Source organism: Nocardiopsis sp. NPDC055824 (genome assembly GCF_053616335.1).
On record NZ_JBSHDN010000006.1, the window covers coordinates 84,266 to 97,460 of the forward strand.

Consider the following 13,195-nt stretch of genomic DNA (forward strand, 5'->3'; position numbering starts at 1 on the left):
AGCGCTCACGCGGTCGGCGCGGGCGGCCGCGCAGGCTCCCCCGGAGCGTGAACCGACCCGCCCCGCCCGCACCCCCGGGTGTGAGGCGGAGAACGCCGAGCCCACACAAGGAGAACGGTGATCGTACTCGGCCTCAGCGGCCTCCCCCACTCCCAGCCGCACCACCTCCGGAGCAGGCCGGGGATCGCGGAGGTCGACAGCAGGATCTGCCAGGGCATGGACAGTGCCGCCTGCCTCGTGGTCGACGGGAACATCGTCGCCGCGGCCGCCGAGGAGCGCTTCACCGGGGACAAGGCGACCGGGGCCTTCCCGGAGAAGGCCATCGCCTACTGCCTCGACCACGCCGGGATCACCGGCGACGACGTCGACCTCATCGCCCACGGTTTCAACTACGACCGGTTCCGCCGCTTCTTCCACCGGACCCCCGAGTACTTCGACGAGGTGCTCAGCGGCCGGACCGTGGTCGAGGAACTCGCGCGCACGGGGTGGAGGAATCCGGGCGACCGGTTCCGCCCGGTGGACCACCACGTCGCCCACGCCGCCTCCGCCTACCACCTGAGCGGTTACGAGGACGCCCTGTCCGTGGTCTCCGACGGCATGGGCGAGACCGTTGCCCTCACCGTGCACCGGTTCACCCGGGGCCGCATGGAGGAGCTGTACAGCCAGGGAATCGACTCCTCCCTGGGCATCCTCTACTCGATCCTGACCCGCTACCTCGGGTACACCTTCAACTCCGACGAGTACAAGGTCATGGGCCTGTCCGCGTACGGCGACCCCCGCCGCTACGCCGAATTCTTCGCCCGCTTCATGGGCGCCGACGAGGGCAGGGCCGCCATCGGCTGGCCCCAGGGCGCGCTCGGACGCGCGGGGGAGGGCTACCCGGACGCCCTGGCCTTCCTGGAGGAGTCGCTCGGCGTCGCACCGCGCGAGCCCGGCGCCGAGGTCCCCGACGAGTACGCCGACATCGCCGCCGCCTTCCAGGCGCGCTTCTCCGAGGTCCTGACGGACCTGGTCCGCCACTGGCTGCGGCACACGGGCCAGGACTCGCTGTGCCTCTCGGGCGGGACCTTCCTGAACTGCCTGGCCAACCAGTCCATCTCGGAGCTGCCCGAGGTGTCGCGCATGTTCGTCCCGCCGGCCGCGGGCGACGACGGCACCGCGATGGGGGCCGCACTGCACGTGGCCGGGGGCTTCTCCGGCACCTTCAGCGCCTACACCGGTCCCGGCTACGGCGCCGACGACGTGCGCTCGGCGCTGAAGGCGTTCGAGCGGCCCGGAGGCGGATCCCCGGTCTGGGAGTACCACGGGTTCACCGACGAGTACATGGATTTGGCCGCCCGCGACCTCGCGGAGGACAGGGTCGTCGCCTGGTTCGCCGGACGCATGGAGTTCGGCCCCAGGGCGCTGGGGAACAGGTCCATCCTGGCGCTCCCGAACGGGGACGACATCAAGGGGCGGCTCAACGCCATCGTCAAGATGCGGGAGGGGTTCCGGCCCTTCGCCCCGGCGATCCTCGACTCCGACTACGAGGAGGTCTTCGAGGGCCGGGCCCTGTCGCCGAGCAGGTACATGCTCAGCACCGCCCGCACCCGGCCCGAACGGATCCCGAGGATCCGGGGCGCCGTGCACGTGGACGGCACCGCCCGGGTCCAGATCGTCACCAAGGAGGACAACGAGGTCTTCTGGCGGCTCCTGCACAAGGTCAAGGAGCACACCGGCCTGGGCTGCGTGATCAACACGTCGTTCAACGTCAAGAACCAGCCGATCATCGCCTCGCCGGACCTGGCCCTGGAGGCGCTGGAGAGGATGTCGCTGGGCCGCCTCTACATCGAGGGGTTCCGCGTGGGCCTGGGCGGTTGAACGGCCGGGACCGCCCTGTCGTCCCGGGGTCGGGGGAGGGCTGCCCCCGGCCCCGCCCGCCGGGACCGCCGTGCGGTCGGCAGCCGTCGGCGTTGTCGTGACCGCCTGGCACCCTGGGCGGCATGAGCGAGACGACTGGACCCGAAGAGAAGGCGGCTGCCGCCGCTCCGACCACGCCGGCGGAGTGGCGGGGCTACCTGAAGCGGTACGGCGATGCGTACCTGAGGAACGAGGCCGACGGCGAAGAGCTGGTCGATCTGCTGGACGAGGATCAGCTGGAGGTCCTGGACGGCGGGGGGCGTGTCGACCTGTGGCTGGGTGAGGCACCGGCCCGGGAAGAGGCCCTGGTGGAGTCCGAGGAGCGGCTCGGGGTGCGGTTCCCACCGAGCCTCAGGGGGTTCTACCTGGCCAGCGACGGGTGGACGAGGGTCGGGGGCGCCTGGGTGGGAGAAGGCGTCCATCCGTGCGGCCGCGTCTCGTGGATGCGGGACGGCGATGCCGGCAGCCGCGTGACCGCGATCTACGACTCGATACCCGGCAACGAGGATCTCGTGCAGCTGTTCAGCCGGTCCCTCGAGGTCGCCCGGGGCGAGGACTTCTGGCTGCTCGATCCGGCCGACGTCGGGCCGGACGGCGAGTGGGCCGCCTACGAGTTCGCGCCGAAGTACGGCGACCCGACGAAGTACCCCCGCTTCTCCGCGCTGTTCGACTCCGGGTACACGAGCATGGGCGGATAGGAGGACACGGCCTCGAGGCGGCCGTCCGGCCGCTCCCGTCCCCGCGGCGACCCGGGCGGCGGCGACCGGACGGACCCCCGCGCTCCGCATCCGACAGTCCACGGCGACGTCTCACGACACCGTGATCCACCAGCGGTGACCGTGTGGAGTCACGGTCTAGTCCCCGTGCCAGGACCTCCACAGGTTCGCGTACGTCCCGCCCCGGGCGAGGAGCTCGCCGTGGCTGCCGAGCTCGATGATCCGGCCCTCGTCCATCACGGCGATGCGCTCCGCGTCGTGCGCGGTCTGCAGCCGGTGGGCGATCGCGATGACCGAGCGCCCCTCGAGGACCGCCGCGAGCGCCCGTTCGGTGTTGCGCGCCGTGGCGGGGTCCAGCAGGGCGGTGGCCTCGTCCAGGATCAGGGTGTGGGGGTCGGCGAGCACCACCCGTGCGAGGGAGAGCTGCTGCGCCTGGCCCCCGTTGAGCTTGTGCGTGTCGGGGCTGAGCACGGTGTCCAGCCCCTCGGGCAGCTCCCGGGCCCAGTCGGCCGAGACCGTGTCCAGGGCGGCGTGCAGCTCCGCGTCGGTCGCCCCGGCCCTGGCCAGGAGCAGGTTGTGCCGCAGCGTGTCCCGGAAGACGTGGTGGTCCTGGGTCAGCAGCACCACCTGGCGGCGCAGCAGCTCCGGCGCCAGGTCCGCCACGGGGACGCCTCCCACGGTGACCTCCCCCGTCCGCGGCCTGTCCAGCCCCGCCAGGAGCCTGCCCAGCGTGGACTTCCCGGCGCCCGAGGGGCCGACCACGGCGAGCCGTTCCCCCGGCTGCACCGTCAGGTCCAGCCCGTGCAGCACGTCCCCGCGGTGGTCGTAGGCGTAGCGGACGTCCCTGACCAGGATGCGGTCGTCGGCCGGTTCGGCGGAGGTGGGCCGCTCGGCCGCGGGCGCCGCGGCCAGCCCCTCCACGCGGGCGAAGGAGGCGCCGCTCGCCTGCAGCTCCTCGACCCACAGCATGATCGTGTCCAGCGGCACGGAGAGCTGGCGCAGGTACAGGGCCGCGGTCACGACCGTCCCCAGGGAGACCGACCCGTTCTGGTAGAACACGCCGCCGATCAGCAGCACGCCCACCAGCGGCAGGACGGCGGAGACGTCCACGGACGGGAAGAGGACGGTGCGCAGCCACAGGGTGCGCAGCCGCGCCCCGCGGGCCGTCTCGATCGCGGTCTCCGCCGCGGCGATCCGGCGTTCCTGCAGGCGCAGGGCCTCCACGGTCCTGGCGCCGCTCGCGGTGCTGGTGAGGACCTCGGCGAGGTCCGAACCGGAGGCGCCCTCGGCGAGGTAGGCCGTCCGCGCCCGGCGCAGGTACCAGCGCAGGGCGACCACGATGGTGACCAGGGTGGCCAGTCCGCAGGCCCCCAGAACCGGGTCGATGAACAGCACCGCACCGATGAGGAACAGCCCCTGCGTCAGGGCGACGAACACCTCCGGGATCGCGTTGCGCAGGGCCGATGCGACCCTGGTGACGTCCGAGGTGCCGCGCGCGGCCAGGTCGCCGGTGGCCGTGTGCTCGACCGTGGCGGCCGGCAGGGCCAGCGTGCGCTCCAGGAAGCGCTCGCGGATGCGTGCGGCGGCGCCCTCGCCGAACCTGTAGCCGACGTAGAGGGAGTAGCGCGCCAGCAGGATGTGCACGACCGTCACGACGACGATCGCCAGCGCCGTGCGGTCCACGGAGGCCACCGCGGCCGGACCGGGGGACCGCTGGACGGTGTCCACGATCAGCCCCACGAGCCAGGGGGCGATGAGCGCGGCGAGGGCGGCCAGCACGTTGAGCGCCAGCATCAGGGCGAACGTCCACCGGTCGGCGCGGATCTCGCGCACGGCGGCACGGCGCACGTGCGCTCGGCCCGCGACGGGCAGCACTGCGGTCATCGGAGCGGCTCCCACTCTGCGTCGCGCGACACCAGGGCCCGGTATCCGGGTTCGGTGCGCAGTAGTCCGTGGTGTGTGCCCGTGGCCGCCGCCCGCCCGTCGACGAGGTAGACCACCGCGTCCGCCTGGTCCAGGACGAGCGGCGAGGTGGTGGAGACGACCGTGGTCGTGCCCGCGCGGGCCTGTCGCAGGCGCGCCGCCATCGCGGCCTCGGTGAGGGAGTCCACGGCCGAGGTGGGCTCGACCGCGAGCAGGACCTCGGGCTCGGTGTACAGGGCCCGGGCCAGCCGCAGGCGCTGGAGCTGGCCCCCCGAGAGGTTGTGGCCCCGCGCGTTCACCACCGAGTCGAGGCCGTCGGCCATGGCGTCGACGATGTCGGTGGCCACGGCCGTGTGCAGCACCGCACGGACGGCCTCGTCGTCGGGCTCCCCGGCCCCGGCGACGACGTCGCGGATGCTCCCGGAGAAGAAGTCGGCGTCGTTGTCCGCCAGGAGGATGCGCTCGCGCACCGCGTCCAGGGGCGCCTCGCGCAACGGGGCCCCGCCCCATTCGGCGTCGGAGGCGGTGAACCGGCCGAGGCGGTCCATGATCTCCTCGGCGTCCGACGGCCGGGCGCCGGCCAGCGCGGTCAGGACCCCCGGGCCGACGCGCACGCCCGACGCGGGGTCGTACAGCTCCGCTCCCGGCGCCGGCGGCCGCGCTGTGGCGCCGTCGTCCGCGTGCTCCGGTTCGAGGTTGAGGAACCGGATCACCCTGCGCGCGCAGACCAGGGCCCGTGTGATGTCCGTGCCGCCCTCGATGAAGAACGCGACGGGGACCACCAGGACGGCGACGTACCCGTACACGGCGACGAGGTCGCCGATGCTGATGGCGCCGCTCGCCGCCATCCTGGCCGCGAGCCAGGTGACGACGGCCAGGAACAGGGCGGGCAGGCCCACGCCCAGGGCGCCCACCCAGCTGGTGACGCCGCCGATCCGGTACCCCTTGTCCCGCAGCTCCCGGGACTCGCGGTGGAAGTGGCGCGCGAACGCGTCCTTGCCGCCGAGCCCGTTGAGGACGCGCAGGCCGGTCACCACGTCCACCAGGCGTGCGGTGAGGGCGCCCTGCATCTCCCGGTAGGCGGAGCCGATCCCCAGGAGCCGGTGGAGCAGGGGGCCGACCGTGATCGCGAGCATCGGCACACCGGCGAGGACGACGACGGCGAGCAGCGGGGAGATCGACAGCAGGAGCGCGGCGATGACGATGTAGGCCACCACGGCGCCGAACCCGGGGCCGGTCACGGTCAGGGACTGGGCGATGACCTGGACGTCGGCGATCCCGATGGAGGCGACCTCGCCGCTGGAGACCCGGCGCGGCAGCGTCGCGCCCAGGCGGGTGGAGTGGCGGACCGTGGCGCGAACGGTCCGGAACGAGGCGTCCATGCGGATCTTGGTCATCGTCCGGTGCCGCGCGATCCCCAGCGCGGCGTTGAGCACGCCGACGCCGAACAGGACGGCCACCCAGAGCGACAGGGCCCCCGTGTCGCCCGCGCTCAGCCCGTCGTCGATCGCCCGGGAGAGCACGTAGGGGGGCAGGGTCAGACCCAGCATCCACAGGCTTCCGAGGGTGGCGCCCGCGGCGATCCGGGATTTCTGGCTGAGGACCAGCCACAGCAGATACCGGACAGGGGTGGCTGTGTTCCCGGGGGAGGGAGGGGTAAATGTGTCGACCACCGGGCCACCTTACTGCGTTTGCCCCGGCAGGGATAGTTTCCTGCCTGGTATTGACGCGCATTTACCCGTATGGTAAAAGCGTTTGCCGTAATGGTCTCCGGAGGGGCGGTTGTATCCGCCGCACTCCGGTACCGGGTGCCACAATGGCCCGTTCTGCCGCCGTTCACCGGGTGCCCGACCTGGTTTTCCGCCAACGGAGCCACCGAGAACAGGCAGTCTGTTTTGTGCAAAGGGAAAACCCCCGGAGGAAGGTCGCCCACGGTACACTCCGCCCTTGGTAAGCACTTTCTTCCCTTCAGACCACAAGGGTTTCGAAGTCCGCAGCGGTGATCCGGGCCGAGCACGGCGTGACCCCGGAACCGCCGCGGACGAACTCCGTTTCCCCTCGCGTCGTACAAACGGACAGGTACCGGGAGCAGCCATGGGAACACAGTCGATTCCACCGTTCACCGTCATATCGGGGGCCACCGTCCACGATGTCCTCGCGGGACGGCAACAGGAGCTGACCGACCTCGTGGAGCAGGCCTACCTGCTGCACGGCTCAGGCGAGACCACGAACCCGCCCTCGTACTTCCTGAGGTTCCCGGACAAGCCGTCCTCGCGGATCATCGCCCTGCCGGCGGCGGTCAGGGGGGACGTGCGCGTCGACGGCATCAAGTGGGTGTCCAGCTACCCGGAGAACATCGAACACGGCATCCCCCGGGCCTCGGCCGTCCTGCTGCTCAACGACGCCGCGACCGGCTACCCCTACGCCTGCCTCGAAGGCTCGATCATCAGCGCCGTGCGCACCGCCGCCTCCGCGGCGGTCGCGGTGCGCCACCTGGCACGCGGGCGCGCGCCCCTGACCAACGTGGGCTTCTTCGGCGCCGGCCTGATCGCGCGCTACCTCCACGAGTACCTGGCCGCTCTCGGCCCGGCCTTCGACCGGATCGGCGTCCACGACCTCTCCGAGGACTACGCGCGAGGATTCGCCGACCACGTGGAGCAGACCTCGCCCGGCAGCAGCGTGCGGGTGCACGGGTCGGCACGGGACCTGGTCTCCTCCTACGACATGGTCGTGTTCGCCACGACCGCCGCCTCTCCGCACGTCACCGACCCCTCGTGGTTCTCCCACAACCCCCTGGTCCTGCACGTCTCCCTGCGCGACCTCTCCCCGGAGGTCGTCCTCGCGAGCACCAACGTCGTGGACGACGTCGAGCACGTGCTCAAGGCGGACACCTCGGTGCACCTGGCCGAGCAGCGCACCGGCCGGCGCGACTTCGTCCACGCGACGCTCCCCGAGGTGATCAGCGGCCGGTTCCGGCCCGAGCCCGGGCGCCCGGTGGTCTTCTCCCCCTTCGGCCTCGGGGTCCTGGACCTGGTGGTCGGCGACTACGTCCACAGGAGGGCCGCCGAGGACGGCGGGGCGACGACGGTCGAGGACTTCTTCTACGACACCGACCGGCACCGGCGCCCGGACCGGGTGCGCGCCGCCCGGAACGGGGGTGCGCTGTGACCGCGTCCCCCCGGCTGCCGCACCTGGCCGACCTCCCCTACGCGGGACGGGGGCCGGCGCCCGCACTGGCAAACCCCGTCGACGCCGACACCACCGGCACCGTGCTCGACCGCGTGAACGCGTGGGCGCGCAAGAGCCCCGACCGGCGGGCCGTCGTCGGCGCCGGGGCCGAGATCGGCTACGCGGACCTGGTCCGGCGCGTGGAGCGGATGCGCGCCCGCCTGGAGGCGTCGGGGTGCGGGGCGGGAGACGTCGTCGCCTGCCTGGGCCCCCGGTCCGCGCGGACCATCGTGCTGTTCCTGGCACTGGAGAGCCTGGGCGCGGTCTACCTCCCCGTCGACCCGGGGTGGCCCCGGGCGCGCATCGACGAGGTGCTGCGGCTGAGCTCCAGCGCCCTGGCCGTGGAGTACACGGCCGGGGACGAGCAGCCCCCGGTGGTCGAGAGGACCGCCGGCGGGGGAGGAGGCCCGCTGGAGGCCCCGGCGGGGGAGGAGCCCCGCTACGTCATCTACACCTCGGGGACGACGGGCCGGCCCAAGGGCGCGGTGGTCGCCCGGCCGGGCATGCTCAACCACCTGTGGGCCAAGGTCGCGGACCTGGACATCACCGAGGACAGCCGGGTCGTGTTCACCGCGCCGCTGGTCTTCGACATCTCGATCTGGCAGATGCTGGCCCCGCTCATGGTCGGGGCCACGGTCGTGGTCGCCTCCGACAACGACGTCCTCTACCCGCCCCGGCTGCACCGGCTGCTCCTGCGGCACGAGGCGACCGTCGTGGAACTGGTGCCCACCGCCATCGGGACCCTGCTCGACGACATCGCGCGCAAGGGGGGCGGTGAGGTGCTCCCCGCCCTGCGCTGGCTCATCTCCACCGGCGAGGAGCTCAAGCCCAGCCTGGCGGAGCGCGCCCTGGCCGCCCTTCCGCATGCCGGGCTGCTCAACGCCTACGGGCCCACCGAGTGCTCGGACGATGTGACCCACCACGTGGTGTCGCCGCAGGACACGGCCGGGGCTCGCCTGCCCGTCGGCCGCCCCATCGGCAACGCGAAGATCTACTGCCTCGTCCACGACAGCGAGGAGGACACCTGGTCCGCGGCCGGCCCCGGACAGGCCGGCGAGCTCTTCGTCGGAGGCGTCCCGGTCGGACTGGGCTACCTCGGCGACCGCGACGCGACCCTCTCCGCGTTCTTCCGCGACGTGTTCGACCCGGACTCCCCGACGGGCCGCCTGTACCGCACCGGCGACCTGGGGAGGATCGACGGCGACGGAGTCCACTACCTGGGCCGCGTCGACCGCCAGGTGAAGGTCGCGGGCGTGCGCATGGAGCTCGACGAGATCGAGGCGGTGCTCAGCCGGCACGGCTCGGTGAAGCTCTGCGCGGTCACGCTGAGGCAGGAGGAGGGGAGGCAGCCGGTCCTCACCGCGCACTACGTGCCCGGCACCGAGGTCGGGGCCGGTGAGCTGGAGGCGTTCCTGCGCTCGGCGCTGCCCGCGAGCCTGGTCCCGCGGAGCTGGGACCGGCTGGAGGAGATGCCGCTGACCCCCAACGGGAAGGTGGACCACCGGGCGCTCGCGCGCAGGGAGCCCCCGGGCGAGGGCTGATCCGGCCCGGGGCCGGGGAGGACCGCGCGGGACCCGCCGCCCGCCCCTCCCCGGCCCCTTCGCGCGGGGGAGGGGCGCCCCGTGCCGGTCCCCGGTCGCCGGGGGCGGGGTCCCGGGAGGCGGACCCCGTAGTGCGCGCAGCTGGCGGGGGCGGTCCGGTCCACATCGGGGGCGTCCTCCTCGGCGGCCGTCACCACGCTCGTCCGGAACGGTCATGGCGGCACCACCTTTGCAGCAGTTCACCGGCGAGTCGGCGGACGGCCGGTTCGGCCTCGTCGGGACTGCTGGGGTGGAAGAGGCGAGCCCGGATTCTCCGTACCGGCTCGGAGCGACCTTCGTCGACCGGCCGTCACGCCCAGTGCCGAGAATGGGGCTAGGTGTCAGCTGAAACGGTGCGGCTGTCGTGAGCCCCGGATCTCATGTCGGCAACAGGGCATGGAAATTCGCCGTGAGGCCTTGTGGGGACATTCTCACCTCCTGCTACTTTCATCCTTGATCGGTTGTGTTGGAACTGCGTTCCGGGTCTGCGGGCTCCGGGGGCGGTCGGCCGTTCCGACCGGTCGGCATTCCTTCTTCCTCGGCCCCGCCGATGGGTTTGAGCCGGTCGGGCGCACGGGTGTTCCCTGCGTTGGGGTGAGATGGTTTGAGTAAAGATCACTTCGAAGAGATGAGTCGGATGCTCGGGGTGTCGAGTGCTCAGGTGATGTTTCGATCCGGAGCCGCTGGAGCGAGTTCTCGGAAGAGCGCTTCCCCGTGACTGCGTTGCCCTGATGCAGGCTTATGGCGGTGTGGTGTCCACCATCGAGGACGCCTGTCTTCTGATTACTGTCGATTGTTTCGGGAGGCAGGACCCCAGGAGGGCGATAGAAGAGGGGAACTATCCTGTCTACTATCTCGCCGATGATGCGCCGTATTTCCGTTTCGTGGATGATTCTCGCAAGGTCGATATCTCATGGATACTGTGCCGGGAACCGTACAATGTGTTCCTGGTGGGTGAAGTAATCGGAGAGAGCCTTTATTTTTTCTTCGACCCCGATGTCGCGGACTGGACGGTGGTGCTGGGGAATGGTGACCTCTGGTGGCAGTTCCGTGGCGGTATCTGTGAGCTGTTGGTCAAAATGGTGGAGGGAGAGATCGTCCTTCCTTATACTGAAGAAGGATACTTTCTTGGGTCTTCCTTCCTGCAGTATCCCCGTTTGACGGAATGAAGTCGATTCGGCATTGATGTGCATGTGGCCCTGGGGCCCGTGCTGATCGTCCAGGGCCCGCCGGGCCGAGTTCCACGGAGCCGAGGCCTCTGCCCCCGAGTTCGGAGTCGTCGGCTGCGGACGCCGACCACCCGGCCGTCCTGGGCGCGCGTCAGCGCGCTTCGGAAGGGGAGTCCTCCCGCCCAGACGCTGCCGGGGGTCGCTTCGCTCGTGCTACCTGCGGTGCTGTTCGAGGTGGACGCATTCGCGGTCCACCGACCCGGCCGGGTGTGCTGCCCCCGAAGGCCGCCCCCCACCCCGTTCGACCGGGTCGGCGGCCGGCCCCCCAGGGCCCCGCCGCGTGCGGGCCGGCGGCCGGTGCGATGCGCGTCGGAGGTTCCCTTCCCGAGCCCCTGGGGCCGCGGGGGCGGTCATCGCCCCCGTGGCCGCAGGGGCTCGGCCCGTTGTGGGTGGGGCGGGAGTGATTCGGGCAAAGCGGACTCGCGCGTGCTACGGTACTGATAATCATTTTCATTCACGCGACTCGCGCTCCCCCAGGAGTCCACCCCGTGTACGTAGGGCGAAGCCGATGCGGCGCTCACCTCCCGCCCCTGGCGATCCCCGACCGGGCAGCCGACCGGCATACCCAGGACGCCCGGATACGCCATGGCCGCGTTCAAGGCCCTCGGTGGCGGCGCCCGCTCCCTGCGCTGCCGGGAGATCCCGCATGACCTGGATCGTCCGAGCGCCGCCACCTCTCCTGCCGGAGCTGCGGTGAGGCGCAGGAGAGCACGGGGAGCGCCGAACCCGCCGGGGCCGTGAAGAGGATCCGGCACACGAGCGGTGACGCGCGGATCGGCCGGCCCGCCGGCGCCCGTCCGCGTTGTCCGTGACGCCCCGCCGAGGCACGCGCACCGGGGAAGGAGAGGCCCGCCCCCAAGGACGCCCCCGCCCACCGCGCTGCTTCCGCCCGCGCACCGGAGGTCCGCTCGGACGCACCGGTGTCCGCGCCCCCGCGACCGGCCCGCCGGCGCCCCTCAGCCGCCGTGACCACCCCACCCGCAAACCCTCCCGGCCCCGTGCCGGGAGCCACCTACTGGGGCCGTGCCGACTGCGGCCCATCCCGAGAAAGGCCGAACGATGAGACGACGATTCCTGCCCGCGGGCGCCCTCGCGGTGCTCCTGGCGGCCACCGCCTGCGGTGGAGGTGAGGACGAGCAGGCCTCCGCCGACGGCCCCACCCTGCGCTACGCGGCGGTCGGAGCCCCGGCGGCGACCACCCACGACCCGCACGGGCGCGTCGGCAACGAGTCCGACTACCTGCGCTTCGCCATGCTCTACGACGTGCTGACCGTGACCGACGAGGACGGCGTGGTCCAGCCGCGCCTGGCCCTGTCCTGGGATCCGGCGGGGGAGGACCTCGACCTGTGGACCGTCGCCCTGCGCGATGACGCCGTCTTCTCCGACGGAGAGCCCGTGACCGCCGACGACGTCCTGTTCTCCCTGAACCGGATCCAGGGCAAGGGCGCCGAGAACAACGGACGCCTGTCGGTGTTCGACCTGGAGTCCTCCTCGGTGGTGGACGAGCACACCCTGGAACTGGCCACCCACCAGCCCTACGCCGAGGTCGGCATCGCCCTGGCCTCCCTGACCTTCGTGGTCCCCGAGGGCAGCGACGACATCACCGAGCCCGTCGTCGGCTCCGGACCGTTCCAGCTGGGGGAACACGACGACACCACCGCGGTCCTGACCCGCAACGACGACTGGTGGGGCGGTGCCGCCGACTTCGAGACCCTCCAGATCAGCGCCATGCCCGACCCGGCCGCGCGTGCCGAGGCGGTGGCCTCCGGACAGGCGGACGTCGCGGGCAGCGTGTCCCCCGCCAGTGCGCAGCAGTACGAGTCGGACGACGCGGTCCAGGTGAGCACCCGGCCCGCCGGTGTGAACTACCCGCTGGTCATGGACCTCGACACCGAGCCCTTCGACGACCCGGGCGTCCGTGAGGCGGTCAAGCTCGCCCTGGACCGCGAGCAGCTCGTCGAGACGGTCTTCCTCGGCTACGGGGAGACCGGCGCGGACATCCTGAACTCCCAGGAGCCCTTCGCCCCCGACGCCGCACCCGTGGAGCGCGACCTGGACCGGGCCCGCGAACTGCTGGAGGAGGCGGGCCACACGGACGGCGTCGAGCTCACCCTGCACGCCACCAACTCCTACCCCGGCATGGAGGAGACCGCGACCCTGGCCGCCGAACAGCTCGCCGAGGCGGGCATCGAGGTCCGGATCGAGGTGGGCGCTCCCGACACCTACTGGGCCGAGGTGTGGAACGTCGAACCCTTCTACCTCAACAGCCTGGGCGGGAACGGGTTCGTGGACTACGCCCGGATGGCCCTGCTCTCCGACGGCCCCACCAACGAGACGGGCTGGGACGTCCCCGAGTGGGACGCCGACTTCGCCGAGGCCCTGGCCACCGAGGACGAGGGCGACCGCCACGCGATGCTCGCCGACCTGCAGCAGCGCGTCGCCGACGACGGCGGCTACGTGGTCTGGGGCACCGGGGACGGCATCGACCTGGCGGGTTCCGGCGTGAGCGGCCTGCCCACCGGGCCCGGATTCAACCGCCTGTTCATCGAGCGGGTCGAGGTCTCCGGCTGATGACCCGCCCCGTGACCGCCCCCGCGGCCCCCCGCCCCCGCACCGCGGG

Annotated in this window: 8 protein-coding genes; 6 read left to right on the plus strand and 2 right to left on the minus strand. The window is 72.0% G+C overall.

Annotated elements, in window-relative coordinates:
• Positions 1–117 precede the first annotated feature (117 nt).
• Both ACWGL3_RS03245 and ACWGL3_RS03250 read left to right on the plus strand, forming a co-directional pair.
• Positions 118–1,860 (plus strand): carbamoyltransferase family protein, encoded by a 1,743-nt coding sequence (locus tag ACWGL3_RS03245; RefSeq protein WP_267944970.1) that lies wholly within the window; start codon positions 118–120, stop codon positions 1,858–1,860.
• A gap of 122 nt (positions 1,861–1,982) precedes the next feature.
• Positions 1,983–2,597, plus strand: a complete 615-nt coding sequence (locus ACWGL3_RS03250; RefSeq protein WP_267944969.1) for an SMI1/KNR4 family protein — start codon at positions 1,983–1,985, stop codon at positions 2,595–2,597.
• A gap of 156 nt (positions 2,598–2,753) precedes the next feature.
• Here ACWGL3_RS03250 and ACWGL3_RS03255 read toward each other — a convergent pair whose 3' ends face one another.
• The gene (locus ACWGL3_RS03255) at positions 2,754–4,499 is read right to left on the minus strand and encodes an ABC transporter ATP-binding protein (protein WP_267944968.1); all 1,746 of its coding nucleotides are present in this window, start codon (positions 4,497–4,499) and stop codon (positions 2,754–2,756) included.
• The gene (locus ACWGL3_RS03260; protein ID WP_267944967.1) at positions 4,496–6,211 is read right to left on the minus strand and encodes an ABC transporter ATP-binding protein; all 1,716 of its coding nucleotides are present in this window, start codon (positions 6,209–6,211) and stop codon (positions 4,496–4,498) included. The genes ACWGL3_RS03255 and ACWGL3_RS03260 overlap by 4 nt, the downstream gene beginning before the upstream one ends.
• A gap of 421 nt (positions 6,212–6,632) precedes the next feature.
• On the opposite strand from ACWGL3_RS03260, the gene sbnB reads away from it, so the two are divergent.
• The 4 genes from sbnB (at position 6,633) to ACWGL3_RS03280 (ending at position 13,146) form a co-directional block, all read left to right on the plus strand.
• A complete protein-coding gene (gene sbnB / locus ACWGL3_RS03265) occupies positions 6,633–7,706 on the plus strand; it encodes a 2,3-diaminopropionate biosynthesis protein SbnB (RefSeq protein ID WP_267944966.1) in 1,074 nt (357 codons plus the stop codon).
• On the plus strand, positions 7,703–9,307 hold the full coding sequence (locus ACWGL3_RS03270) for an amino acid adenylation domain-containing protein (RefSeq protein WP_452460752.1): 1,605 nt from the start codon (positions 7,703–7,705) through the stop codon (positions 9,305–9,307). The genes sbnB and ACWGL3_RS03270 overlap by 4 nt, the downstream gene beginning before the upstream one ends.
• Positions 9,308–10,098: 791 nt before the next feature.
• Positions 10,099–10,515: a hypothetical protein gene (locus ACWGL3_RS03275; protein WP_452460753.1), complete on the plus strand. Its 417-nt coding sequence runs from the start codon at positions 10,099–10,101 to the stop codon at positions 10,513–10,515.
• 1,119 nt (positions 10,516–11,634) lie between these two features.
• Positions 11,635–13,146, plus strand: coding sequence for an ABC transporter substrate-binding protein (locus tag ACWGL3_RS03280; RefSeq protein ID WP_452460754.1), 1,512 nt, complete (start codon positions 11,635–11,637; stop codon positions 13,144–13,146).
• Positions 13,147–13,195: the final 49 nt, after the last annotated feature.

What these genes read in the sequence shown, in the direction of transcription:
- sbnB (WP_267944966.1), top strand. Translation starts at nt 6,633, where the DNA reads ATGGGAACACAGTCGATTCCACCGTTCACCGTCATATCGGGGGCCACC.
- ACWGL3_RS03280 (WP_452460754.1), top strand. Translation starts at nt 11,635, where the DNA reads ATGAGACGACGATTCCTGCCCGCGGGCGCCCTCGCGGTGCTCCTGGCG.
- ACWGL3_RS03250 (WP_267944969.1), top strand. Translation starts at nt 1,983, where the DNA reads ATGAGCGAGACGACTGGACCCGAAGAGAAGGCGGCTGCCGCCGCTCCG.
- ACWGL3_RS03255 (WP_267944968.1), bottom strand. Translation starts at nt 4,499, where the DNA reads ATGACCGCAGTGCTGCCCGTCGCGGGCCGAGCGCACGTGCGCCGTGCC.